Here is a 24,424-nt window from a genome sequence, read left to right on the forward strand (position 1 = left end):
CGCTTCGTCATGAAAGAAGAATCTCATGATTTGCAGAAAACGGGAATCCCTCCTGCCACCGGATTTGCTCCAGTTACGATCTCGACACCATCTGTCCCCTATCCAGGCTATGCCCAAGGGTTTCACGATCCGTTAACGGACAGGCTGCTGCGGCTTCATCTTTCGTGCTCGAGACACGTTTGGCCGTAGGATCCGCTCTCAGTGTCCGATCGCAGGTTTCAGTCGGCGGCGTGTCTCGCTGGGGCTTTCGGCGTAACTGGCGCGGTAGCTGCGCGAAAACGCCGAAGCGGAATTGAAGCCGGTTTCGGCGGCAATATCGGCAAAGCTCGCTCTGGTCTCGATCACCTTTCGACGAGCGGCGTTGAGGCGGAGTGCGAGATAGTGGGCATGAGGCGCGACACCCATCGTCTGGTGAAAGAGATCCTGAAGGTGGCGGATGCTGACGCCAGATCGTCTGGCAAGTTTTGACAGAGAGAGCGGTGCCTCGACCGTCTTCTCCATGAGCTTCACTGCAGCCTGTACGCGCGGGTCGATTTTTCCCGTGCTGCTGATGAGCGGATGATCGGGACGGTCTTTTTCGCTGCGCTCCTGTTCGTAAATGAACAGCCTCGATATTTCGAGTGCCAGTGAATAGCCGTTGGTACGGCGGATCAGTTCCAGCATTAGGTCGAGCGTCGGGAGAGGCCCACCGGTGGTGATACGCTTGGCGTCGATGACGAACCGCTCGCGGACCATGATGACCTGCGGGTAGGCGCGGGAGAAATCGTCGAAATCCTCCCAATGGCTGGTAGCCGAAAAACCGTTGAGCAGACCGGCTTCGGCGAGGATGAAAGCGCCGCTCTCTATGCCGGCGATCGATGTCCGGTGGCGGGCGGTGCGCGACAGGAGAAATTTCAGCTCGCGGGTTGCCGCGCTTTTCCAGTTGTAACTGGCCAGAACAAAAAGCGGATCGGTTTCGCGGCCAGGGCGGAATGCGCCTGATACAGGGGCGGGGATGCCGGACGTTGTCTCGACCGGCCGGCCGTCAGGAGAGTAGATCGTCCAGCGGTAGAGATTTCGCCCGGCGATACGGTTTGCGGCGCGTAAGGGCTCGATGACCGAGGATAGCAGAATGAGGTTGGTTTCAGGCAGAAGGAGAATGTCGATATGCTGGTTATCATCCATGCGCTTCCCTTTGCAGCATTCCGAAAATGTATAGAGCAGCGCCGATAGTGGAAAGCATTTTCCTTTTCCCTCGCTCGTAATGGCGGCAGCGAAAAGGAGGGAACAATGCCGCTCGAGATGAACCGCGAGGTCTTCATTACCTGTGCCGTGACCGGTGCCGGCGATACGACCGGAAAATCCGGTCACGTTCCGATTACCCCGAAAGAGATTGCGGACTCGGCTATCGATGCCGCCAGGGCAGGGGCGGCGGTGGTTCACTGTCACGTTCGAAACCCCGAGACCGGGGCAGCGGCGCGCAACCTTGAACTCTACAGGGAAGTCACCAATCGCATTCGGTCTGCTGATGTGGATGTCGTGTTGAACCTGACGGCTGGCATGGGTGGCGATCTGGTCTTCGGCAATGTCGAGGCGCCATTCCCTTATAATCCCGATGGCACCGATATGGCGGGTGCGACCGAGCGTGTTGCGCATGTGGCCGACTGCCTGCCGGAAATCTGCACGCTCGATTGCGGCACAATGAACTTTTCACTCGGCGATTACGTGATGACCAACACGCCCTCGATGCTGCGCGAAATGGCGCGGCAGATGACGGCGCTCGGCGTGCGTCCCGAGATCGAAGCTTTTGATACCGGTCACCTGTGGTTCGCCAAGCAACTTGTGGAGGAGGGGCTGATCGAGGACCCGGTGCTGATCCAGCTCTGCATGGGCATTCCCTGGGGTGCGCCGGACGATCTCAACACATTCATGGCAATGGTCAACAACGTGCCGAAGAGCTGGACGTTTTCGGCCTTCTCGATCGGCCGCAATGCGCTCGCCTATCCGGCGGCCGCGGTTCTGGCTGGCGGCAATGTCCGGGTCGGGCTTGAGGACAATCTCTACGCCGGCAAGGGGCAGCTCGCGACCAATGCGCAACTGGTGGAGAAGGCCGTCGGGGTGATCGAGGGCATGGGGGCGAAGATCATCGGGCCGGATGCGGTGCGCGAGAAGCTGAAGCTGGTGAAGCGGTAGAGGTCGGGGTGTGCCCCTCATCCGCCTGCCGGCACCTTCTCCCCGCGCGCGGGGAGAAGGACAGATGTCGCAACGTCTCCGTTCCTCTCGAAAGTTGAGCAGGGCACGTCCCCTCTCCCCGCTTGCGGGGAGAGGGTTAGGGTGAGGGGCAGTGGTTAGGCCGGACGAAACAAGGGAAGAATTCATGACGAGCATCCAGAAGGCCGCCTGTATCGGCGGGGGCGTGATCGGCGGGGCATGGGCGGCCCGCTTCCTGCTCGGCGGGATAGACGTGTCGATGTACGATCCGCATCCGGAAGCCAAACGTATCGTCGGCGAGGTACTGGCGAATGCCGAGCGCGCCTATGCCATGCTGACCATGGCGCCGCTGCCGCCGAAGGGAAGGCTGACCTTTTGTGGGAGCGTGGAAGAGGCCGTCGCAGGGGCTGACTGGATTCAGGAAAGCGTACCCGAGCGCGTCGACCTCAAGCGAAACGTGCTCACCGAGATCGACAGATATGCCGATCCGGAAGCACTGATCGGTTCGTCGACCTCGGGCATCATGCCGACCGAACTGCAACGTGACATGCAGCATCCCGAGCGGATGTTCGTCGCCCATCCCTATAACCCCGTCTATCTTCTGCCGCTGGCCGAACTGGTCGGTGGGGAGAAGACATCGCCCGAGACGCTGGAGCGCGCCAGAGACAGGCTGGCGCCGATCGGGATGAAGGGCGTCATCCTGAAAAAGGAGATAGAGGCGTTTGTCGGCGACCGGCTGCTGGAAGCCATATGGCGCGAGGGGCTGTGGCTGATCCATGACGACATCTGCGATACCGAGACGCTTGATGACGTAATCCGCTATTCCTTCGGCATGCGCTGGGCTCAGATGGGCCTGTTCGAAACCTATCGGATTGCCGGCGGCGAGGCGGGCATGCGCCATTTTCTCGCGCAGTTCGGCCCCTGCCTTTCATGGCCCTGGACGAAGCTGACGGATGTGGTCGATCTCGATGATGCGCTGGTCGACAAGATCGCGGCGCAATCGGACGCGCAGTCCGGTGCCCGTGGCATACGCGAGCTTGAGCGTATCCGCGACGAGAACCTGGTCGGCATCATGCAGGCTCTCAAGGCAGGAGATGGCGGAAAGGGCTGGGGTTCCGGGAAGGTGCTGGCCGATTTCGAAAAGCTTCTCTGGGCAAGGGGTGGCGGCAGGAAGGATGCGCCGGACATTTCGCAGCCGTTGCGGCTGGTCGATACAAGGGTAAGCGCTGCATGGGTGGATTATAACGGTCACATGACTGAACACCGTTATCTGCAGGTTTTCGGCGACACGTCCGATGCGCTTTTGCGGCTGATCGGTGTCGACTTCGCCTATGTCGAAGCGGGACACAGCTATTATACGGTCGAGACCCATATCCGGCATCTCGGCGAGGCAAAGCTCGGGCAGATGCTTTATGCAACGCTGCAGGTGCTCGGCTTCGATGAAAAACGCATCCGGTATTTTACCACCATTCATGATGCGCAGAGCGGCGAGGTTCTTGCGACCGCCGAACAACTGATGCTGCATGTGAGTGCCAAGGCCGGCAAGTCTTCCGCCGCACCGCCGGAAATTCTGGCCAGACTTGCGCCCATAGCAGACGCTCATGCCAGGCTGCCGGTGCCGCAAGGGGTAGGGCGGTCCGTGGGGCAGACGGTCATGCAGGGTGCGGTTACGTCCAGCAAGCGATCCTTCTTGCCAGATCAGGGAAACGGCCTGATCCGGTAAGGACGCCACAATTGCGAAACCGAAAAAGCCGCCGAGGACATTCCCGGCGGCTTTTTGCTCATTGGAGGTGGCTCTGGATCAACCGGCCTTTGCCTTCAGCTCCAGCCTGCGACGGTGAAGGACCGGCTCGGTGTAGCCGTTCGGCTGCTCGCGCCCTTTCAGAACCAGATCGAGTGCCGCCTTAAACGCGATAGAGCCGTCGAAGTCTTTTGCCATCGGACTATAGAGCGGATCGCCGGCGTTCTGGCCATCGACCACCTTTGCCATGCGCTTCATCGTCTCGACGATCTGGCCTTCGGTCACGACCTTGTGGTGCAGCCAGTTGGCCATGTGCTGGGCCGAGATGCGCAGGGTCGCGCGGTCCTCCATCAGGCCGATATTATTGATGTCCGGCACCTTGGAGCAGCCGACGCCCTGGTCGATCCAGCGCACGACATAACCAAGAATACCTTGTGCATTGTTGTCGAGTTCGCGGCTGATTTCCTCCGGCGTCCAGTTGGGGCGCGGCGCCACCGGCACGGAAAGGATGTCGGAAAGCTTGGCTCGGGTACGGCTCTTCAGGCTCTTCTGAACTGCTGCCACATCCACCGTGTGATAGTGGGTAGCATGCAGCGTTGCCGCCGTCGGTGACGGAACCCAGGCGGTATTGGCGCCCGCCTTCGGGTGGCCGATCTTCTGCTCAAGCATCGCCGCCATGAGGTCGGGCATCGCCCACATTCCCTTGCCGATCTGGGCATGGCCGGAAAGACCGCATTCGAGCCCGATATCGACATTCCAGTTCTCATAGGCCGCGATCCATGCAGCCTGTTTCATGTCACCCTTGCGGATCATGGGGCCGGCTTCCATCGAGGTATGGATTTCGTCGCCAGTGCGGTCGAGGAAGCCAGTGTTGATGAAGACGACACGATCCTTCGCAGCCCGGATCGCTTCCTTGAGGTTGACCGTCGTGCGACGCTCCTCGTCCATGATGCCCATCTTGATGGCATTCCTGGGCAGGCCGAGCGCCTCTTCCACGCGCGAAAAAATTTCGGCGGCGAAGGCTACTTCTTCCGGCCCGTGCATCTTTGGTTTCACCACATACATCGAGCCAAGCCGTGAATTCTTCCGGCGGCCCTTGGGGCTGCCAGTCCGGCCAATATCGTGGATGGCGATCAATGCGGTGACCATTGCATCCATGATGCCTTCCGGCACTTCAGCGCCGTCGCGATCGAGGATGGCCGGGTTGGTCATCAGATGGCCGACATTACGAACCAGCATCAGCGATCGGCATTTGAGCTCGAAACTCGAGCCGTCCGGTGCCGTATAGTCGAGATCAGGATTGAGCTTGCGGGTGAATGTCTTACCCCCTTTGGACACCTCTTCCGTCAGATCACCCTTCATCAGGCCGAGCCAGTTGCGGTAGACGACGACCTTGTCTTCGGCATCGACGGCTGCGACCGAATCCTCGCAGTCCATGATCGTGGTAATCGCCGATTCAACCCAGACATCCGAGATATGGGCCGGATCTTGCCTGCCGATTGCGGTCGTCGCATCGACCAGGATCTCGACATGGAGATTGTTCTTCTTCAGGAGGATCTGCGTCGGCGCCGCAGCTTTACCCAGATAGCCGGCAAACTGAGCCGGATCGGTGAGCCCCGTCACCTGTCCATCGGTGAGCGTCACGAACAGGGCCGAGGCATCGATCTTGAATGACGCAACATCGTTCCAGCTCGCGCCGGAGAGCGGCGCGGAGCGATCAAGAAAATCGCGCACCCAGGCAATGACTTTCGCACCGCGGATCGGATTGTATCCCTTGCCCTTATCGGCGCCCTCGTTTTCCGGGATCGCATCGGTACCGTAAAGCGCATCATAGAGCGAACCCCAGCGAGCATTGGCAGCATTCAGGGCGTAGCGGGCATTCATCACCGGCACGACCAACTGAGGGCCGGCGATAGTGGCGATTTCCGGATCGACGTTTTCTGTCGAAACCTGGAAATCGGGGCCTTCGGGCAGAAGGTAGCCGATCTCACGCAGAAAGGCCTCGTAGACAGACATATCGCTCGGCGCACCGTTCTTCCGGTACCAGTCGTCGATCTTGGCCTGGAAGGCATCGCGCTTGGCGAGAAGGGTGCGGTTTTTCGGAGCCAGCTCGTGGACGATCGCCGAGAACTGCTCGAAAAAGCGATCGGTATCGACGCCCGTATCGGGAAGAGCTTCCTCCACCAAGAAGCGATAGAGTTGCTCGTCAATCTGAAGACCGGCGATTTCCTTGCGTGCCATACGGTTTCTCCCCTAAAACGTTTCTATTCTGCGAAAGATGGCGGCGAATGATTGGTAATTACAACAGACATCAATGAAAATGACTTGTTCCCAAAAGGATAAAATCATTTTTTTGAACCTGTCGTTTCCCAATAAGGTTCTGATCCGTAGATCCGCTGAAGATGTTCCGAAAATGCGCGAACCTTTGGCGGAATGAACTGACGGCTGGGGTAGACGGCCGAGACCGTTGTGTTTTGCGGCCCTTCATAACCTGGAAGCACCTGCACCAGTCTGCCTGTCGAAAGCTCCGTGCCGATATCCCACGTGGAGCGCAACGCTATGCCAAGTCCGGAAATCACCGCTTCACGGATAACTTCGCTGGAATTCGTCTTCAGTTTGCCCTCGGGCCGATAGGTGAGAGATCCTTCCGGCCCCTCCAGTCGCCAAGGCTCTCCGTTGTGCGCCGGCAGGCATGTGTGATTTGCAAGCTCCCGCATTGTTTTTGGAACGCCGAACCTCTCGAGATACTCTGGAGAGGCGCAGAGTATCCGTCGGGTTGCTGCCAGTTTTCGCGCGACCAGTCCGGAATCCTTGAGGGCGGAGATACGGATGGCGAGATCATACCCTTCACTGATGATATCCGTGAAGGCGTCAGACAACACGAGCTCTACAGAAACATTCGGATAAAGCTCCATAAAGCCTCTGAGATGCGGTGCTACATGCATGCGCCCGAAAGAAGTGGGAGCACTTACCCTCAACTCGCCTGCGATTTCTGCGGAACGTCCCGAAACGAAATTCTCGGCTTCCTGCACGCTTGCCAGAATTTCGATAACACGCTCGTAAAATGCTTGCCCCGTCTCGGTGACCGCGATCTGTCGGGTCGTTCTCTGGAGTAGTCGCACCCCCAGTGAAGTCTCGAGCCGCTTGATCGCCTTGGAGACGACGGCAGGAGAAAGGCCGAGAATGCGGCCGCTCTCCGACATGCTGCGCGTCGACGCGACCTTGGCGAAAATCTGGAGATCGCCCAAGTCCTTCATCGGTATTTTCTCCCCGCCAGAATAAATAGCTTTCATTAATTCCCATAGCGGACCTGAGAGGACTGCACCAGATTTCGATTTCTTCGTGCAGGAACCCTGCCGAATTCTGGAGGTCTTGGTGGTGTTGGCTGTCAAGCGTCTTGAGGATAGCGCTCCATCCGCAACGCTGACCGCACTTCCCGGTGTGCCGAGCGGCATCTTTGCCAGTTCCACGCCTATGTTTGGCGTGTGTGCCTACAAGATTTCGGCGTTCGAGAGCGGACACAACCGGATGAAATCCTACATGGTTTCAACCAGGGGTGTCCCCCGGTTGGAACGTAGATTTCACAGGGTGGGCGGCTTGATATCGAAACAGTCTCTCGTTGTTGAATAGGCGCTACCTCCCATCCTTCCAACGGCGTCGAGTGCTATTGGGTCTATGTGGAACCGCTCGTTGACGATGTCGCTTCGCAGTCGTGCGGCGACGATCTCGCCGAGAATAATCTCTCGCGATTTGCCCAGGTCGATGAAGCTATGCAGCCTGCATTCCAGCGCCGCGGGAGATTCAGCGATTGCCGGAGACGCGACCTTGATGCCCGTACGAAGGGTCAATCCCGCCATTTCGGCTTCGTTGACATGTTCGTCAAATGGGAAAGCAGTGGTGTTCATTGCATCGGCGAGCGAATGGGAGACTATGTTCACCGTAAAAACGCCGACATCGCGAATGTTGCGAGCGGTGTCCTTTGAACGGCCATCGGCTCGGTATTCGATGCCCAGGCCGATGATCGGCGGATCGGAACTGAGGCAACCGAAAAAGCTGTAGGGGGCTGCATTGGGCCGGCCGCCGGCGTCGACAGTCGTTACCCAGGCGATTGGCCTGGGTACGATCGTGCCGATCATGATCTTGTATTTGTCACGCGGCTCTATTTCCGAAAAATCGATGGTAATCGTGTCTGTCATTGACCTGCTTGAATTCCTGAAAGAGATACCTTCGGCCATGATGACGGCCGAAGGGAAAGAAGGCTTGCCTTTCGGCGGCTATTACTGGCCTGCGTCGATTTTCACCTCGGCCATCGCTTGTCTTTCCAGGCCGTACTTCTTGAGCAGGGACATATAGGTACCGTCCTTGATGAGGGAGGTGACCGCTCCTGCCACCGCGTCCCGCATGGCCGGATCTTTCTTGCTAACGGCAAGACCGAAAAGCGTCTCGATCAGCGGGTCGCCTACGAGAACATAGGTGTCAGGCTCGTCTCGCATCAGGTGGCTTACATATTCCGGGCCAAGCACGGCGGCATCGAGACGGCCCTGCTTGAGATCCAGGCGCGCCGCAGTGGCGCCTTGCGTGCCGTTCACGGTCATTGCAGCCTTGCCGGTGCCGACGCAATTCTTTTCATTCCATGCTTTTGTAGCAGGGAAATAATTCGTTGAGCTGGGCGCTCCTACGGTCAATCCGCAGAGGTCGGCACTGGTCTTCAACTTTTGCGCATTGGCAACGGTCGTGAAGGGCTGTGCCCCGGTGCGCAGATAATCCACGAATGTCATTTTCTCGCGGCGGCTCGGAAGATCGCTGATCGCAGTTCCCACCAGATCGACGCGCCCAACTTCCAAGGCGGTCGCCAACTGTTCGAAACTCAGTTCTTCCCATTTGACTTCAATACCCATTTTTTGGGCCATTGCGGTGACCAGGTCGACATTGAAGCCAAGTCGCTCATTGGTCTTTGGGTTCCGATAGGCCATCGGCGGATAGGTCGATTCGATCGCGACAATTATGCTGCCTTTTTCCTTCAGTGCCGGCGGCACGACAAGATCGGAGGCATTCGAGGTGTATGGAGCAAGCAGTGTCGCGGCGAGAAAAACGGCCGGGGCGAATATTGATTTTGCACTTTTCATATCTGTTCCCATTTTTTCTTTGTCACAGAGTATCCGGCCGCTAGCGGTGCCGGACTGGTATGCGCGGAAAGAATGCGAATGAGAATTTTTTCAGCCCAACGAATTAATTTCGTAGAATCTAGTCGCATTTGGACTAGATCGGGCTGACGTGATGAAAACCGGGCGGTTGGCAAGAATGTCTATTCGCGCGCCGAATAATCCTGCCCGATTTATTATAGTCAGGGCCAAAAGTACTCAGGGAGTGCGACCACGTGAATAGAAGGCTCAAGCCTTTGTATTCCGTGTGGTGTGTTGTTCCATCGCGACCTTAACGCTTCGAAGAAAGGCTCTTGCCACACGCGATAACGGCCTTTTCCCTGATTGCACGGCCGACGCACTGACCTCGCAGGACGTGCTGAGCGGGCGCACCACGATCGCATCCTGTTGTACACAGAGCGGCGATAAAGGATCGACGATCGCAACCCCTACCCCATTGCTGGCCAATATGCAGGCCGCGTGGCAATAGCGAACCTCGATCGAGAATTGATACGGCACGTTGGCCTTGTCGAAAATTGAGCGAACAAGATTTCCCATGCGCGTGTGGCGGTCGAGCGCAATGAACGTGTGCTGTGCCAAATCCTCCGGCATGATGATGGTTTTATCCGCAAGTGGATGTCCGAGCGGCATGACGCAAACCATGCTGCCGGAGTAGAGCCGTTCGGTGTCAAGCATCGGCTGGTGCTCGCCCAGCGCCATGACAAAGCCCAGCTCTGCAATGCCGGCGTCGACGCTGTCCAGCACATGCTCCAATCGCCGTACATCGAAGGAGACCTTCACATTGGGCATATCGCGTCGGAACGCCGACAGCGCCTTGGGGATGATGCTGTAACCCATGGGCGGGGTCGCAATGATCCGCACATGGCCGGCCTTGTGTTCCCGAAAGTCCTGCACCCGCAATTCAAGCGCGGCGTGCAGCGAGAAGATCGGCTCGGAGTCTTCATACAGCGAACGCGCTTCCATGGTCGGAAACAGGCGGTTGTTAATCCGCTCGAACAGGGGAAAGCCGAGTTGCGTTTCCAGATGCTTGATTGCATTGCTGACCGCCGGCTGAGAGAGCCCTAGCTCACGCCCCGCGCCTATCGTCGTTTCGTTGCGAATGACCGCCCGAAGCAGTTCCAGTTGACGCAGGTTCATATAATTTCGCTCGATATATCCATGCTGTTCCATTCAATATGCAAATAGTATGCCGCATGGGAACTCATTCCCCTATAATCACCTCGAATAGCAGGACGGTTTTTATAATAGCCGTCTCGACTGCCGCCATGAGCACCTCTCGGCTAAGCTATGGCAATCAGGTGCTCCGGATTTTGTGATCCTGCAAATCCAGCGCCAAGTGCTTTGTCGGCTTCCTTTCCTCGAATAAAAGTCATGCAGATACTGATCATCAATCCGAACTCGTCGCTCGAAGCAACGGAGGCCATCGATGAAAGCATCGCGGCGATGCGCCTTGCGGGCGCGCCGCAACTGCGTGTCGAGAGGCCTGAGGACGGCGCGTTTTCACGATTAATGGAGTAAGGACATGCCGCAAGTGCCGCAGAAGGCAACCGGAACCACAGCCGTTTATGGCAGCTACGTCCTCGTTCGCGAGGAAGGCTTGCCGGTTGTCAAACGCGACCAGTGGGTGGTGATCGAAGGAGACCGGATCGCTGCCGTTTCCGCATCCCGGCCGGCGAGTGCCGATCATGTGCTCGACCGTCCCGGACGGTTCATTCTTCCGGGATTGTTGAACCTGCACAATCACTGCTTCTCTGAAGCTGTCGCCCGTACCCATGCGGAGGATGGTGGCGGTCGCAAGAATAGCCAGAGCGTCGTCTACAGCGTGCTTCTGCCTCTGACGAAAAGCGGCATCGACATCCTGACGCCCGAGGAACGCATGGCGATCGGCCGCCTTGGCATCCTGCAGCTTCTCAAGGGTGGTGCGACGACGGTGATGGAACCGTTCCGCAACGGGATACCCGAAATGTTCGATGCGGCGCTCGAAATGGGACTGCGTTTCTATGGTGCTCCCTATCTGTTTTCCAGCGCCAACCCCAAGGCGGATGCAAAGGGTGTCGTGCAATATGATGTCGCCGATGCGTCAGGAAGCGATTCCGAGCGAGATCTCGCGACATGGAGCGATATCCACGGCAAATGGCATGGACTGGACGGCGGGCGTATCCAGGTCACGATGAGCCCGCATGCCACGGATACCTGCGATCCCGACTTGTTGAGGGCAGCGCATGCACGTGCCCGCGAACTCGGTGTCCAGGTGACAACTCATCTTGCCCAGAGCGTGCGGGAAGTCGAAGTGATTGGCCAGCGATACAACGGGCGCACCCCTGCGGAATATCTCGACTGGTTGGGGCTGCTTGGACCGGATTTGCTTGCGGCTCACTGCATCGCATGCTCCGACAGCGATCTCGACCTGATGGCGAAACGTGACATGACGGTTCTCAACTGCCCGCGTGTCTTCGCGCGCACGGGCAAGACGGCCGCCTTCTCCCGTTTTGCCGAAAAGGGCATTCGGACGGTGGTCGGAACCGACGGTTACAATATGGACCTGCTTGGAGAGATCAACGCGGCAGCGATGATTTCCAAGGTCGTTTCTGGCGATGCGACCGTCGCATCCTCGCAGACGATGATCGATGCCGTAACGGCGCAGGCCGCGGCCGCCATCAAGCGCCCTGATCTCGGAGAAATCCGCCCCGGCGCCACCGCAGATTTGACGATAGTCGACATGACCCATCCTCATCTGCAGCCGCTGTTCGATCCCATGAAGGCGCTTGTCGCGCTCGCCAACAGGGCCAATATCGACAGTGTCATCGTCGATGGCCGGGTTCTGGTCGAGAATGGCGGCTACACGCTGGGTGATGAGGCAGTAATCACCGCGGCAGGAAGTGCCGCTATCGCCCGCATATGGGATATGCCGGAAGCTAGGGCGGCTTTCGGGGCCTGATCAGCAGGCAGATGATCGGGAGGCAAGCCTGATCATCTGCGAATTCATCTGGCAAATACGACAGGTTCGCCGGTTAGTAGCGAGGAACGGAAAAGGGAGGCAGTGCCTCCCTTTTCCGTTCCTCGCTTGTGATCTGCCGATATGAACCTCTTCAGGCTTCGGTTTCCCATTCCTTCCCCCAGACCTGAACCTTGTGATCCGCTGAAATCTCGCGGAATTCGCGCTTTTGCGGAACATAGTCGATCGAGCGAATGGGGCTTTTCAATTCCAATGGCGCAGCGGCGCTTGGCCCCCGGCGTAAAGTGGGATCGGGGATCGGGACGGCTGAAAGCAGGCGCTTGGTATAGGGATGCTGCGGGTTCTCGAAAATTGCGGTCCGCGAGCCGATCTCTACGATTTCGCCCAGATACATGACTGCCACCCGATGGGCGATGCGTTCCACCACCGACATGTCGTGACTGATGAAGAGGAAGGAGACGCCGAGAGACGCCTGCAATTCCATCATCAGGTTGACGACCTGTGCCTTCACGGAAACGTCCAGCGCCGAGACGGATTCATCGGCGACGATCAGCTTCGGGTCCAGCATAAGCGCACGCGCTATGCAGATGCGCTGACGCTGGCCGCCGGAGAACTGGTGTGGAAACCGGTCGATCGCATCCGGCCCCAGGCCGACACGGCGCAGAATTTCCGCGACCTTCTCCATGGCCTCAGCGCGTGTGCCAAGGCCGTGTTCGAGGAAAGGCTCGGCAATCGAAGAACCAATCCGCGCGCGGGGATTAAGGCTGGAGAATGGATCCTGAAAGATCATCTGGATGCTGCGACGCATCCGACGCAGATCGGGGCCACGAACCGACTTGGCATCGAAACCGTCGACGGTGATGGAGCCCGAGACCGGCTCGGTCAGCCTCATGATCGAGCGCCCGGTCGTCGACTTGCCGCAACCGGATTCTCCGACCAGCGCCAGCGTTTCGCCTTCGGCGATCGAAAAGGAAACATTCTCGACCGCATGAACCCGCCCTGAGATGCGGTTGAGCAGGCCTGAACGGATGTCGAACCGCGTCACCAGGTTCTGCACGTCAAGGACCATCGGCCGGTAACGAGCCGGTGCCGCTGCCGGTTTCTCCGGTTCCTGAATTGCGCCGGTTTCCATATCCACTTTGGGGAAAGGAACCGGTAGTTCGGTGCCGCGCATGGAGCCGAGCCGAGGCACGGAAGCCAGCAATGCCCTTGTGTAAGGATGGGCGGGCTGCTGGAATATCGCTTCGGTACGCTCGGTTTCCACCTGATCGCCTCGGAACATCACCACCGTGCGGTCGGCGATCTCGGCGACGACGCCCATATCGTGGGTAATGAAAAGCACGGACATGCCGCCATCGGCCTGCAATTCCCGAATGAGGTCGAGGATCTGCGCCTGGATGGTGACGTCGAGCGCCGTCGTCGGCTCGTCAGCAATGAGCAGTTTCGGGCGGCAGGCGAGCGCCATCGCGATCATAACGCGTTGCCGCATCCCGCCGGAAAGGTTGTGCGGATACTCCGCCAGCCGCCGTTCGGCGGCCGGAATGCGGACACGGTCGAGTAGCCTGCGTGCCTCGGCGAGCGCCTCGGCATTGGAAAGATCGCGATGCCATTTTAACGCTTCCGCCAGCTGGAAGCCGATGGTCAGCACCGGATTGAGGCTGGTCATCGGCTCCTGGAAGACCATTGCCGCCTCATCACCGCGCAGGGCCTGCATGGCCTGCGGCGGCAGATCGAGCACATTGCGGCCGTTGAGCAATATCTGGCCGTCGATCCGGCTTGTCGCCTTGGGCAGGAGCCGCATGATTGCAAGAGCCGTAACGCTCTTGCCTGACCCGGACTCGCCGACCACGGCGACAGTCTCGTTGGCGCCGACATCGAAGGAAATATTGCGGACGACAGATTTCCAGTAATCGGCAGAACCGAAGGAAACGGTGAGGTCGCGCACGGAAAGGACTGCATCGGAAGTCGTTTCAGGTGCCGGATGAAGAGTGTCTGACATGATCATGGCGCTCACCGGGACGTCGTTCTTTGGGCATTGCGGGGATCCAGCATGTCACGCAGACCATCGCCGAGGAGATTGATGGCGAGGACCGTGATCGACAGGAAGACTGCCGGGTAAAAGATGATGAAGGGCTTCACCAGCCAGAGGGCACGCCCCTCCGCCATGATATTGCCCCAGGACGGAATGACGGGAGGCGCGCCCGCTCCGATGAAGGACAGGATCGATTCCGAAATCATCGCGCTGGCGCAGACATAGGTCGCCTGGACGATCAGAGGCGCAAGCGTGTTGGGAAGGATGTGCTTGAAAATGATCGTTGGCAGGCGCGTGCCTCCGGCGACGGCGGCTTCGACATAGGGCTGCTCACGCAAGCTGAGCACCGTGCCGCGCACCAGGCGCGCCGTTCGCGGGATTTCCGCAATGGTGATGGCGATGATGACGTTGGTCACCGATCCTTTGCTGATCGACATCAGCGCCACGGCAAGCAGGATCGCCGGAATGGACATGAGGCCGTCCATAAACCGCATCACGACGGCGTCGATCGCCTTGACGAAACCCGACATCAGGCCGATGGCAAGACCGCCAATGGTCGACAGAACCGCCACCGCAAAGCCTACGATCAACGAGACCTGGGCACCGTAGAGAACGCGCGTATAGAGGTCGCGACCGAGCATGTCTGTGCCGAACCAGTGGCTGGCCGAGGCAAGCTGGGCGCGGCGTGCAGCGTCGATGTAGGACGGATCGGTGTTCGACAGCAGCGGTGTGAGAAATGCGATCAGAAGGATGATGCCGAGCAGGATGGCTCCGGCAATGACAGTGGGATAACGCGTCGTTTCCTTGAGGAAGCCGCTTGCGGATGTGTTGATGGCAGACATCGTTTCGCTCCCTTCAATAGCGGATGCGTGGATCGACGAAGGTGTAGGCGATGTCGATCAGCAGGTTGACGAGAACGTAGGAAATGGAAAACAGCAGGACGATCGCCTGGATCACCGGGTAGTCGCGCCGCATGATCGATTCCATCGTCAGGCGTCCGAGGCCCGGAATGGCAAACACGCTTTCCGTCACGACGGCGCCGCCGATAAGAAGCGCGACCCCGATGCCGATGACGGTGATGATGGGAACCGAGGCGTTCTTCAGCGCATGAACGAACAGGATGGCGCGACGACCGACGCCCTTTGCTTCGGCGGTGCGGATGTAATCCTGCTGCAGCACTTCCAGCACGGCCGTTCGGGTGATGCGGGTAATCAGTGCGATATAGGCTGAACTCAGCGTCAGACACGGCAGGACGAGATGCTGGAACCAGCGCGAAACACCTTGGCCGATCGGCGCATAACCCTGAACCGGCAACCAGCCGAGCTTCAGGGAAAAACTCCAGACCAGCGCATAACCGACGACGAAGACGGGAACGGAAAAACCGAGGACGGCAAAAACGGTGATGAAGTGATCGACCTTGGTGCCGGCGCGCCATGCGGCGATGACGCCGAGCGGTACGGCGATGCAGACCGCCAGGATGAGGGTCGGCAGCATCAGGGACAATGTCGGTTCGATCCGCTGCCCGATCATTTGCGACACAGGCATATTGGTCAAAAGGGATGTGCCGAGATCGAACTGCATGATCGATGCGATCCAGCTGCCGAACCTGAGGAGGAATGGATCGTTCAGACCGAGATTGGCGCGAATGCGCGCAATGTCCTCAGCCGTCGCGTGTTCGCCGGCGATCACCGCCGCAGGGTCGCCAGGCGTTAGATAAAGAAGTGAGAAGACGATGAAGGCGACGATCAGCATCACCGGGATGGTCGCCAGGATGCGTCTCAGAATATAGGCATACATGGACTTTCCCCTTATGCGCTGTTTTCGGCGAGGGTATTCACTCGCGTAGCTGTTTTTTTCAGAGGGGAATCGACATGGTCGGCGACCCACAAGGCAAGCAGGGCGCATGCCTTCATGAAATCGTCGATCTCCATGGCTTCGTCCGGATTGTGACTGCCGTTTTCATTGCGAACGAAAAGCATGGTCGAGGCGACACCGGCTTCCGCAAAGGCTGCCGCGTCATGCGAGGCCGGGCTGCCGATCTGGGTCAGGTCGAGGCCGGCGGCCGTGGCCGTGGTCTGCATTTCCGAGATGATCTTCTGCGACATGACACCGACAGCCGCACTGGCGCGCTTGCCGAGTTCGAAATGCACGCCACGTTCGCGTTCGATACGAGCGACCTGTTCAAGGAAAAAAGCCTCGAGACGGGCAAGCACAGAGGGATCGTAGGCACGGACATCGAGGCTGAACGCGAAAGCGCCCGGCACGCTGGTCATGCCATGGATGGCCGAGTCCGTGTGGAAACGCCCGAATGTCATCGCCAGCGGCACGCCGGCTGCCTCCTCCTCGCGCCATTTTGCATCCATTGCCATGGCAAGGTCGGCTGCCGCCATCGCCGCATCTCGGCGAAAACGTCGGGGCGTGCCGACATGGTCCTGGCGGCCGATGATAGTTGCTTCCGGATAGCGGAAATTGCCCGGAATGCCGCTGCAGATCGCAAGCGGCACCTGCATCTCGGCAAGGCTGGGGGCCTGCTCGATATGGACCTCCAGAAACGCCCGTATGGAAGAGGCATCAAGGGATTTTTCCCGGCGGGCGATTGCTTGCGGATCGCCGCCGCATTCGGCGATATGTTCGGCCAGTGTCCGGTTTGTATCGATCCGGCGGGCTTCTAGCCCGCCATCCGGCAAGCTACCCAATGCCGACCGGCTGCCGATATAGGAAACGCCGAACCAGACGCTTTCTTCCGCCCTGACGCCCATGGCGATGACATCGCAAGCGGGCTTGATGCCCAAGTCCTTCAGGGCGGCGATTACCGTCAGTCCGGCGACAACCCCTGCAGCGCCATCAAAATTGCCGCCATGCGGGACGCTGTCGAGATGCGAGCCCATGATGATTGAGCCTGCCTGCGGGTTACTGCCTTGCCAGGTGACAAATGTGTTGAGGGCAGCGTCCCGCGTAACGGTCAGGGATAGTGCCTTTGCGTGGTCGGCGATGAGTGAATGTGCGAAATTCTCGCCGGCACCGTATGTGTCGCGAAGGATGCCGGGCTTGCCCGGGCTACCGGCCGCAAGTGACGCGAAAAGATGTTCGACATCGCCACGGCGTGCTTCGACGGCGGAGAGAATCTGCTGAATGCTAGGGGGCATGGAATTGAGGCTTCTGCTGGTGTGATGGCCGGCCCGCCCGAAGGCGAGAAGCCGGCTCCGGCTTGGTGGGGCCAGCCCGTTCGAAACGAGACGGGCGGCCCCAGGGATCGAATTGGGGTCAGACGCGGCGGACGTTCCAGAAGACGGACGTGCCCTTCATGATACCCTCGATATCGGCGCGGTGCAGAGCGGGCTGCTTGTACTGGCCGATCGGATAATAGGGCACTTCCTCGAAAGACAGCTTCTGGATATCGTCTGCGATGCGGACCTGTTCGCCAGCGTCCGCAGTCTCGATCCACTGTGTGCGAAGGGCTTCCATCTTGTCGCTTTTGTACCAACCGGGAAAGACGCCATCGCCGCGAAGCGTGCTGTGGCCGAGCGGGTTCAACCAGTCGATGCCCTGCCAGTTGCCGACGAATGCGTTCCAGCCGCCTTCTTCTGCCGTGCCCTTGTTGACGCGCCGCTTAAGGACCGATCCGAAGTCGATCGCCACATATTCGACGTTCATGCCGGCCTTGCGCATCACATCGGCTGCGATATCGCCAAGCGGCTTCTGAGCGAGTGAATCGGCAGGAACGAGCAGTACGACCTTTTCTCCATTGTAGCCTGCGGCCTTGAGCTCGGCCTTGACCTTTTCATAGTTGCGCGGACCGGTGAACACGTCGAGGCCGCTCTTGCCGGCCATCGGGGTATTCGGGGTGAAATAACCGAGCGGCGAATAACGGAAGCGTGGATCCGAGCCGGCGACCGCCGTCATGAACGCTTCCTGATCGATGGCCCCGAGCAGGGCCTTGCGGATGGCCGGATTGTTGAAAGGCGGTTGCAGATGATTGACGCGCATCTGGCAGGTGAAGCCTAGGTCGTCGAGGATCTGGGTTCGCAGGTTGGAATCGGCCTCGACAAGCGGCATGAAATCATGCGGCATCGCTTCCTGCCAGTCCTGCTCGCCGGCCTGGACAGCGGTCGTTCCGGTCGCCGCGTCCGGCATCGTGGTCCATTCGACGCGATCGAAATTGACGATCTTGGGTCCGGCGGTCCAGTCCGGTGTGCCGCTTTCACGCGGCTTGTACTTGTCGAACCGTTCATAGACATTACGCGAGCCCGGTACACGCTCGCTGGCGACATAGCGGAAAGGGCCGCTGCCGATCATTTCCGGGATCTGCTTGAAGGGATCCGTATTGGCAAGCCTTTCCGGCATCATGAAGCAGGCCGGCGAGGCCACTTTTCCAAGCGCCAGAGGAAGATAGGGGAATGGACGCTTCAGGCGGAAGCGGATGGTCTTGTCGTCCGGTGCCGAAAGCTCGTCCGTCACCTGCATCAGCGAGCTGCCATAGGTGTCGCGTGCTGCCCAGCGGCGGATACTTGCAACGCAATCGCGCGCCAGAACCTTCTCGCCATCATGCCAGAACAGCCCGTCGCGCAGCGTCAGCGTCCAGAGCTTTCCGTTGTCCTCGACCGTGTGACCCTCAACCATCTGCGGCGACACTTCGAGGTTCTTGCTCATTCCATAGAGCGTGTCGAAAACCATGTATCCGTGGGTACGGCTCACCTGAGCGGTCGTGGCGACGGGATCAAGAAAGGCAAGATCGATGACGGGAATGAAGCGCAAGGTCGATTGCGACGCCGCACGTGTAATGGAGGGGCTCCCGATAATCGTCGCGGCCGCAGCGGCCTGAAGGAAAGTTCGGCGTCTAAGCATGTGTTCCAGCCTCTTTAACGACGCAAGCCAACTCGCGCGCAGAGCATGGCTCTGCACGAGTGATCAGGTCGCGCCTTTGTTGTTATGACTTGGAAAGAATGCCGCAGGGGGGCAGCACAAAGCAATGGACGCTGGTATGAAATATCGAGGCGTTCTATTCATCTTCTGAATAGCCCGGTAGATCAGAATCTCATCGATATTCTGGACGTAGTCCGCCTCCGGCTGGTGCCGGGTACCTAATCTCTTGCGAGAGCGCCTTCCCTGTTAATCCATTGCGTGAAAAGCCGCATGGACTGGCTTGTGGGAAGACTGCGCGGACGCGCGAACCAATAGCCGTAATCGCTGCGGTAGCCGATACCTGCGGGGTTCACGAGACGGCCGGAGACAAGTTCCTCAGCGATCAGCCCCTGCGGAATCAGCGCCATGCCCTGGCCAGCGAGAGCGGCACGTATCACCATTGTATAATAACCAAACCGCATCGTATGGCGTGCTTCGAGAGTTGGACTACCGTGAAAGGCCGCCAGAAATGGCCAGTGAAATGGTGTCTGGGGATGTTCAAGCATTACACCTTTCGAAGCAGCTTCGACCGATGCCGGCTCGCCTATTTTTTCCCAATAAGAGGGCGCACTGACAAGACGGATATCGTGACCAAACAGATAGTCTCCCTCCTCCTCATCAGACGGCTTTACAACGAAACGAACCATACCATCGGGAACTTCGGTCTGGGTCTTGGAGACGAAGGTCGTGAACTGAACCTCGATTTCCGGATGAGCCTCGGTAAACTGAGCGAAGCGCGGCAGGAGCCAGCGATCCCCGAAGATCGGCGGCACCTGAAGGCGAAGCACGCGAGGCCCGGGTTTCAGACGTGAAACTTTCAGGGCTGCGTCTTCCATCGCCTTGATGGCAGTGCGTGCATGCTCGATATAAATGCTTCCCAGCTCCGTCGAGATCATGCCGTTCGGCGTGCGAATGAAGGCGGGGCCGCCAATGGCTTCTTCAAGATTTATCAACTGCTTGCTGACTGCACTCTGTGACAGCGACATGGGCTCGGCTGCGGCGCTGGTAGACCCTCTTTCAGCCACGGCCAGCAGCACTTGCAGTCCCGTCATGGAAGGGAATTGTTTACGACCTGCCACTTCGACCTCATGCAGCATTTGGCGCTCCGTTGCACGCACATGTCGGACAAAACGGAATGCGGAAAGAGAAGGGATATGGGGCGCATCTCATGTGAACCCGCATCACCTTACCATAGCTGTTTTCAGAATAGGCACTATACCATCCACTGGCTAGTCGCTTTCTTCATAGGGCAACCAATTATCTTCGCTTGCCTCTTTATAGGCCCAGTGAGACCGTTGCCTAAATTTTTGACAAATAAGGGAACACTGATGTCTGAACCGACACAGCTTTGGGGTGGGCGTTTCAAGTCCGGCCCGTCCGAAGCACTTGCCAATCTCTCTCGCGCACATCCCTCGTATTTCCGTCTCTATCGCGAAGATCTGGCCGGTTCCCGCGCGCATGCTTCCGAACTCAAGCGCGCTGGCGTATTGGACGAGACTGAATTCACCACGATTCGTGCCGCACTCGATCAGATCGAGCTCGACATTGCCGAAAAACGCGAAGAGCCGATCCCGTCGGACGAGGACATTCACACCTTCATCGAGCGCCTGCTGATGCAGCGTCTCGGCGCCCTCGGCGGCAAGTTGCGTGCCGGACGTTCGCGCAACGACCAGACCGCCAACAACACCCGCCTCTATCTGCGTCGCATGGCCCGCGAAATCTCGCGAGGCATCATCGATGTCGAGAAGTCGCTCGCCGCACAGGCTGCAAAGCATACCGAAACCGTAATGCCCGGCTTTACTCACCTGCAGCCGGCACAGCCTATCGTGCTCGGCCATCATCTTATGGCGCATGCGCAGAGCCTGCTGCGCGATATCGAGCGTTTCGAGGATTTCGATCGCCGCTTCGATCGTTCTCCGCTCGGTGCAGCCGCTCTTGCAGGTTCAGGCATCGTCAACCGGCCGGATCTGGCTGCCATCGAGCTCGGTTATTCCGCTGCCTGCGAAAACTCGATCGACGCCGTCGCAGCGCGTGACCATGTTGCAGAATTCCTGTTCATCTGCTCGCTGGTCGGCGTCAGCCTGTCGCGTCTGGCGGAAGAAATCTGCATCTGGGCCTCCAAACAATTCAGCTGGGTCAAGTTGCATGACAGTTATTCAACCGGCTCGTCGATCATGCCGCAGAAGAAGAACCCGGATATCGCCGAGTTGACGCGTGGCATGAGCGGCACGCTGATCGGCAACGTCGCGGGCTTCCTGGCGACGATGAAGGCCATGCCGCTTGCCTATAACCGCGACCTCGCCGAAGACAAGCGCGTCCTGTTCGAGAGCCTCGACGTTCTCGAACTCATCCTGCCGGCTTTTGCGGGCATGGTTGAAACGCTGGAATTCGACGTGGCCAAGCTGCGTGAGGAAGCGCCTAAGGGTTTCACGCTGGCAACCGAAGTTGCCGACTGGCTGGTCTCGCAGGGCGTACCGTTTGCCCAGGCTCACGAAATCACCGGTGCTGTCGTCCGTTACTGTGAGGAACACGGCCACGATCTGGCCGGCCTGACGGAAGCCGATCTGCCGAATATCGATGATCGCCTGAACTCTGGCGTTCTAAACGCCATCACGATCGAAGGTGCGCTTGCAAGCCGTACCGGTTATGGTTCCACCTCGCCGGCAAGCGTGCGCGATCAGATTGCGCGCTTCAATGCCGCATTGGAGGCCAAGGCCGCTTTCGCTGCCGCCGAACTGCTTCAGGCGGGCGCAGCAGCCGTACCGCAGCAGACGCGAGGCGCGCGATGAGCACAGTAGACGTAACATCTTCGACGACTGACCAGAAATACGAAATCGCCCATCTGAAACTGGTGCCGAAACGCCATATCGGGCGGATGATCGCAGCAGCCATCGTGCTGCTGATCCTCGCGGCGATCGTGCGCGCCTTCAGCGTCGGCCAGATCGAATGGAGCTATGTTCGCGACTTCCTCTTCGCCCCGGCCATTTTGGACGGATTGAAGAGTACGCTGATCATGACCGTTGCAGCAATGGCGCTGGGCATCGTCCTCGGCGTCGTCATTGCGATCATGCGTGTATCCGGCAATCCGGTGCTTTCCTCGATCGCGATCGGTTACGTCTGGATCTTCCGTGGAGCGCCTGCGCTGCTGCAGCTGATGATCTGGTTCAACCTGGCGCTGATCTTTCCGACGATGGGCATCCCCGGTTTATTCGAGTTCCGCACCGTCGACATCATGACGCCGTTTGTCGCCGCCATGCTCGGTCTGGGCATATCGCAGGGTGCCTACACGTCGGAAGTCGTGCGAAGTGGTCTTCTGTCGGTTGACAGCGGCCAATATGAGGCCGCCCGCGCGATCGGTATGACGCAGTTCAAGATGCTTCGTCGTATCGTGCTGCCGCAGGCCATGCGCGTCATGGTGCCGCCGATCGGAAACGAGGTGATCGGCATGGTCAAGCTGACTTCGCTTGCCAGCGTCATCCAGTATTCGGAGATCCTCCACAACGCCCAGATCATCTACTTCGCCAATACCCGCGTGCTCGAACTGCTTCTGGTCGCGTGCTTCTGGTACCTCGTCGTCGTCACTCTTCTGTCGATCGGCCAGTACTATATCGAGCGCTATTTCGGCCGTGGCAGCAAGTCCATCACGGCGTCGATGTGAGGTGTGAGATGACCAAGGATATTATTGTAAAGGCCGTCGACGTTACCAAGCTCTACGGCCCGTTCACCGCCCTCGACAAGGTCAATCTGGAGATCGCCAAGGGCGAAGTCTGCTGCATCATTGGCCCGTCGGGATCGGGAAAAAGCACGTTCCTCCGCTGCATCAACCAGCTCGAGAAAATGAACTCGGGTGCGATCTGGGTGAATGACGAACTGGTGGGTTATCGCCGTGAAGGCAATAACCTTCACGAGATCAACGATGCGGACATGGCGCGCCAGCGCCGGCGTGTCGGCATGGTGTTCCAGCGGTTCAATCTTTTCCCGCACATGACTGCGCTGGAAAACGTGATGGAAGGCCCCGTTCAGGTTCTAAAGGAGCCTGTGGCGGAAGTTCGCAAGCGCGCCGAGGATATTCTCGTTCGCGTCGGGTTGAGCGACAAGATTGGTCATTATCCGTCGCAGCTTTCCGGTGGGCAGCAGCAGCGCGTGGCAATCGCCCGTGCGATGTGCATGCGCCCCGATCTGATCCTGTTCGACGAGCCGACGTCTGCACTCGACCCGGAACTCGTTTCGGAAGTGCTGGACGTGATGAAGGATCTCGCCGCGAGTGGCATGACGATGATCGTGGTGACGCACGAACTCGGCTTCGCCCGAAATGTCGCCAACACCGTGGCCTTCATGGAGGCGGGCAAGATGGTTGAGATCGGCCCGGCATCGGAAGTCCTGACCTTACCGAAAAGCCCGCGCACTGCGGAATTCATCAGGGCTGTGCATAGCTGAGACAATCGGGCAGGCAGGAATTTTCCTGCCTGCAAATCAGAAAACAAACATCAATCCAATCCAGGTTCAATAAGGGGAACTTACATGAAGACTGCATTCATTGCCCTCGCGGCAGTTCTGGCATCGACGGCCGCACATGCCGAGGGGCTGCCGGACCGCGTCAAGACAGCCGGCAAGGTTGTCGTTGCCAACCAGCCGAACTACCCGCCGATGGAATACAAGGATCCGGCCACCAACACGCTGATGGGTGTTGACATCGATCTCGGCCTGGCGCTGGCAAAGCAGCTCGGCACCACCGTCGAATGGGCCGATATCGGCTTCGAGCAGATGGTCTCCTCGCTGGAAACCGGTCGCGTAGACCTTATCCATAGCGGCATGAGTGACTTGCCGAAGCGTCGCGAGACGCTCGACTTCGTCGATTACATGAAGTCCGGTGCACAATTCTACACCTCGGCTTCACGCAAGGAAGAGTTCAAGACACCTGCCGACTTCTGCGGCAAGACGATCGGCATGAGCCGTCGTACCTCCTTCCCGGATGAAACGGCGAAGTGGAGCGCCGCCAACTGCGAAGCAAAGGGACTGGCAGCCATCAAGGTCGTCGGCACTGAAGGTTCGGCGGATGCGCGCGCCCAGCTGAAGCAGGGCCGCCTTGACGGCGCAGTCCAGGGGTCTGAAACCCTTCCATACCTGACCAACCTGGAGAAGAACACCTATGCCATCGTCGGCGAGCCCTTCACGGCTGTCTACCAGGGTATTGCCTTCTCCAAGAAGGATCCGGCCCTGCGCGATGCCTATGCAGCGGCCCTCAAGGCTCTGATGGCATCCGGCGAATACAAGGCCATCTATGCCAAGCACGGTCTCGAAGGCACGATGCTCGACGGCATCTACATCAACGGCGAAGCCGTCAAGTAACGCCCATATCAGGATGTCCGGACGCGAAATCTCGCGTCCGGACGCTTCTGCGGCATCTGCCTTGAAGATGGCCGCTTCGTCGAGCATCTCCA

The 24,424-nt window shown here is 58.9% G+C and carries 19 protein-coding genes and 1 pseudogene; 8 read left to right on the forward strand and 12 right to left on the reverse strand.

Annotated elements, in window-relative coordinates:
• Nucleotides 1–198: 198 nt before the first annotated feature.
• Nucleotides 199–1,164, reverse strand: a complete 966-nt coding sequence (locus JZX87_RS15295) for a GlxA family transcriptional regulator (protein ID WP_148146756.1) — start codon at nt 1,162–1,164, stop codon at nt 199–201.
• Nucleotides 1,165–1,269: 105 nt separating this feature from the next.
• On the opposite strand from JZX87_RS15295, the gene bcoG reads away from it, so the two are divergent.
• On the forward strand, nt 1,270–2,172 hold the full coding sequence (bcoG, locus tag JZX87_RS15300) for a 3-dehydrocarnitine:acetyl-CoA trimethylamine transferase BcoG (RefSeq protein WP_206826586.1): 903 nt from the start codon (nt 1,270–1,272) through the stop codon (nt 2,170–2,172).
• Nucleotides 2,173–2,356: 184 nt separating this feature from the next.
• Nucleotides 2,357–3,838 (forward strand): annotated as a pseudogene (locus JZX87_RS15305) (carnitine 3-dehydrogenase); the annotation flags it as partial.
• Between the two features lie 153 nt (nt 3,839–3,991).
• On the opposite strand, the gene JZX87_RS15310 reads toward JZX87_RS15305, so the two are convergent.
• The 5 genes from JZX87_RS15310 to JZX87_RS15330 form a co-directional block, all read right to left on the reverse strand.
• The gene (locus JZX87_RS15310) at nt 3,992–6,172 is read right to left on the reverse strand and encodes a malate synthase G (RefSeq protein WP_148146762.1); all 2,181 of its coding nucleotides are present in this window, start codon (nt 6,170–6,172) and stop codon (nt 3,992–3,994) included.
• A gap of 104 nt (nt 6,173–6,276) precedes the next feature.
• A complete protein-coding gene (locus JZX87_RS15315) occupies nt 6,277–7,188 on the reverse strand; it encodes a LysR family transcriptional regulator (protein ID WP_148146763.1) in 912 nt (303 codons plus the stop codon).
• Nucleotides 7,189–7,512: 324 nt separating this feature from the next.
• Nucleotides 7,513–8,127, reverse strand: a complete 615-nt coding sequence (locus JZX87_RS15320) for a flavin reductase family protein (protein WP_206826589.1) — start codon at nt 8,125–8,127, stop codon at nt 7,513–7,515.
• A gap of 81 nt (nt 8,128–8,208) precedes the next feature.
• Nucleotides 8,209–9,057 carry a transporter substrate-binding domain-containing protein gene (locus tag JZX87_RS15325; RefSeq protein WP_286194715.1) on the reverse strand — a complete coding sequence of 283 codons (849 nt, stop codon included), beginning with the start codon at nt 9,055–9,057 and terminating at the stop codon, nt 8,209–8,211.
• A 264-nt stretch (nt 9,058–9,321) separates the two neighbouring features.
• On the reverse strand, nt 9,322–10,230 hold the full coding sequence (locus tag JZX87_RS15330; protein ID WP_206826591.1) for a LysR family transcriptional regulator: 909 nt from the start codon (nt 10,228–10,230) through the stop codon (nt 9,322–9,324).
• A gap of 234 nt (nt 10,231–10,464) precedes the next feature.
• Here JZX87_RS15330 and JZX87_RS15335 point away from each other — a divergent pair, with 234 nt between their 5' ends.
• Together JZX87_RS15335 and JZX87_RS15340 are read left to right on the forward strand one after the other, a co-directional pair.
• Entirely contained in the window at nt 10,465–10,611 is a 147-nt protein-coding gene (locus JZX87_RS15335) for a hypothetical protein (protein WP_206826593.1), read from the forward strand.
• Nucleotides 10,612–10,615: 4 nt separating this feature from the next.
• Nucleotides 10,616–12,031 carry an amidohydrolase family protein gene (locus JZX87_RS15340; RefSeq protein WP_206826595.1) on the forward strand — a complete coding sequence of 472 codons (1,416 nt, stop codon included), beginning with the start codon at nt 10,616–10,618 and terminating at the stop codon, nt 12,029–12,031.
• A gap of 151 nt (nt 12,032–12,182) precedes the next feature.
• On the opposite strand, the gene JZX87_RS15345 is transcribed toward JZX87_RS15340, so the two are convergent.
• The 6 genes from JZX87_RS15345 to JZX87_RS15370 form a co-directional block, all read right to left on the reverse strand.
• On the reverse strand, nt 12,183–14,054 hold the full coding sequence (locus JZX87_RS15345) for an ABC transporter ATP-binding protein (RefSeq protein ID WP_286194717.1): 1,872 nt from the start codon (nt 14,052–14,054) through the stop codon (nt 12,183–12,185).
• Between the two features lie 5 nt (nt 14,055–14,059).
• Nucleotides 14,060–14,923: an ABC transporter permease gene (locus JZX87_RS15350; protein ID WP_206826596.1), complete on the reverse strand. Its 864-nt coding sequence runs from the start codon at nt 14,921–14,923 to the stop codon at nt 14,060–14,062.
• Nucleotides 14,924–14,936: 13 nt separating this feature from the next.
• On the reverse strand, nt 14,937–15,878 hold the full coding sequence (locus JZX87_RS15355) for an ABC transporter permease (protein ID WP_206826599.1): 942 nt from the start codon (nt 15,876–15,878) through the stop codon (nt 14,937–14,939).
• 11 nt (nt 15,879–15,889) lie between these two features.
• Nucleotides 15,890–17,227: a hydantoinase/carbamoylase family amidase gene (locus tag JZX87_RS15360; protein ID WP_206826601.1), complete on the reverse strand. Its 1,338-nt coding sequence runs from the start codon at nt 17,225–17,227 to the stop codon at nt 15,890–15,892.
• 118 nt (nt 17,228–17,345) lie between these two features.
• The gene (locus JZX87_RS15365; RefSeq protein WP_206826602.1) at nt 17,346–18,926 is read right to left on the reverse strand and encodes an ABC transporter substrate-binding protein; all 1,581 of its coding nucleotides are present in this window, start codon (nt 18,924–18,926) and stop codon (nt 17,346–17,348) included.
• 236 nt (nt 18,927–19,162) lie between these two features.
• On the reverse strand, nt 19,163–20,080 hold the full coding sequence (locus tag JZX87_RS15370; RefSeq protein ID WP_183685551.1) for a LysR family transcriptional regulator: 918 nt from the start codon (nt 20,078–20,080) through the stop codon (nt 19,163–19,165).
• Nucleotides 20,081–20,311: 231 nt separating this feature from the next.
• Between JZX87_RS15370 and argH the strand changes: the two genes are divergently transcribed.
• The 4 genes from argH to JZX87_RS15390 all read left to right on the forward strand — a co-directional run bounded on the left by argH (nt 20,312) and on the right by JZX87_RS15390 (nt 24,332).
• Entirely contained in the window at nt 20,312–21,772 is a 1,461-nt protein-coding gene (gene argH, locus JZX87_RS15375) for an argininosuccinate lyase (RefSeq protein ID WP_148146782.1), read from the forward strand.
• Nucleotides 21,769–22,641, forward strand: coding sequence for an amino acid ABC transporter permease (locus JZX87_RS15380; protein WP_206826603.1), 873 nt, complete (start codon nt 21,769–21,771; stop codon nt 22,639–22,641). The genes argH and JZX87_RS15380 overlap by 4 nt, the downstream gene beginning before the upstream one ends.
• 8 nt (nt 22,642–22,649) lie before the next feature.
• Nucleotides 22,650–23,420, forward strand: a complete 771-nt coding sequence (locus JZX87_RS15385; RefSeq protein WP_210349062.1) for an amino acid ABC transporter ATP-binding protein — start codon at nt 22,650–22,652, stop codon at nt 23,418–23,420.
• 84 nt (nt 23,421–23,504) lie between these two features.
• Nucleotides 23,505–24,332, forward strand: coding sequence for an ABC transporter substrate-binding protein (locus JZX87_RS15390; protein WP_183826503.1), 828 nt, complete (start codon nt 23,505–23,507; stop codon nt 24,330–24,332).
• The last annotated feature ends 92 nt before the right edge of the window (nt 24,333–24,424 follow it).

It is taken from the genome of Agrobacterium sp. Ap1 (assembly GCF_017313375.1).
GTDB lineage: Bacteria > Pseudomonadota > Alphaproteobacteria > Rhizobiales > Rhizobiaceae > Neorhizobium > Neorhizobium cellulosilyticum.

Coding starts and splice junctions, on each gene's coding strand:
- JZX87_RS15295 (WP_148146756.1), bottom strand. CDS start 1,164: ATGGATGATAACCAGCATATCGACATTCTCCTTCTGCCTGAAACCAAC.
- bcoG (WP_206826586.1), top strand. CDS start 1,270: ATGCCGCTCGAGATGAACCGCGAGGTCTTCATTACCTGTGCCGTGACC.
- JZX87_RS15310 (WP_148146762.1), bottom strand. CDS start 6,172: ATGGCACGCAAGGAAATCGCCGGTCTTCAGATTGACGAGCAACTCTAT.
- JZX87_RS15315 (WP_148146763.1), bottom strand. CDS start 7,188: ATGAAGGACTTGGGCGATCTCCAGATTTTCGCCAAGGTCGCGTCGACG.
- JZX87_RS15320 (WP_206826589.1), bottom strand. CDS start 8,127: ATGACAGACACGATTACCATCGATTTTTCGGAAATAGAGCCGCGTGAC.
- JZX87_RS15325 (WP_286194715.1), bottom strand. CDS start 9,057: ATGAAAAGTGCAAAATCAATATTCGCCCCGGCCGTTTTTCTCGCCGCG.
- JZX87_RS15330 (WP_206826591.1), bottom strand. CDS start 10,230: ATGAACCTGCGTCAACTGGAACTGCTTCGGGCGGTCATTCGCAACGAA.
- JZX87_RS15335 (WP_206826593.1), top strand. CDS start 10,465: ATGCAGATACTGATCATCAATCCGAACTCGTCGCTCGAAGCAACGGAG.
- JZX87_RS15340 (WP_206826595.1), top strand. CDS start 10,616: ATGCCGCAAGTGCCGCAGAAGGCAACCGGAACCACAGCCGTTTATGGC.
- JZX87_RS15345 (WP_286194717.1), bottom strand. CDS start 14,054: ATGATCATGTCAGACACTCTTCATCCGGCACCTGAAACGACTTCCGAT.
- JZX87_RS15350 (WP_206826596.1), bottom strand. CDS start 14,923: ATGTCTGCCATCAACACATCCGCAAGCGGCTTCCTCAAGGAAACGACG.
- JZX87_RS15355 (WP_206826599.1), bottom strand. CDS start 15,878: ATGTATGCCTATATTCTGAGACGCATCCTGGCGACCATCCCGGTGATG.
- JZX87_RS15360 (WP_206826601.1), bottom strand. CDS start 17,227: ATGCCCCCTAGCATTCAGCAGATTCTCTCCGCCGTCGAAGCACGCCGT.
- JZX87_RS15365 (WP_206826602.1), bottom strand. CDS start 18,926: ATGCTTAGACGCCGAACTTTCCTTCAGGCCGCTGCGGCCGCGACGATT.
- JZX87_RS15370 (WP_183685551.1), bottom strand. CDS start 20,080: ATGCTGCATGAGGTCGAAGTGGCAGGTCGTAAACAATTCCCTTCCATG.
- argH (WP_148146782.1), top strand. CDS start 20,312: ATGTCTGAACCGACACAGCTTTGGGGTGGGCGTTTCAAGTCCGGCCCG.
- JZX87_RS15380 (WP_206826603.1), top strand. CDS start 21,769: ATGAGCACAGTAGACGTAACATCTTCGACGACTGACCAGAAATACGAA.
- JZX87_RS15385 (WP_210349062.1), top strand. CDS start 22,650: ATGACCAAGGATATTATTGTAAAGGCCGTCGACGTTACCAAGCTCTAC.
- JZX87_RS15390 (WP_183826503.1), top strand. CDS start 23,505: ATGAAGACTGCATTCATTGCCCTCGCGGCAGTTCTGGCATCGACGGCC.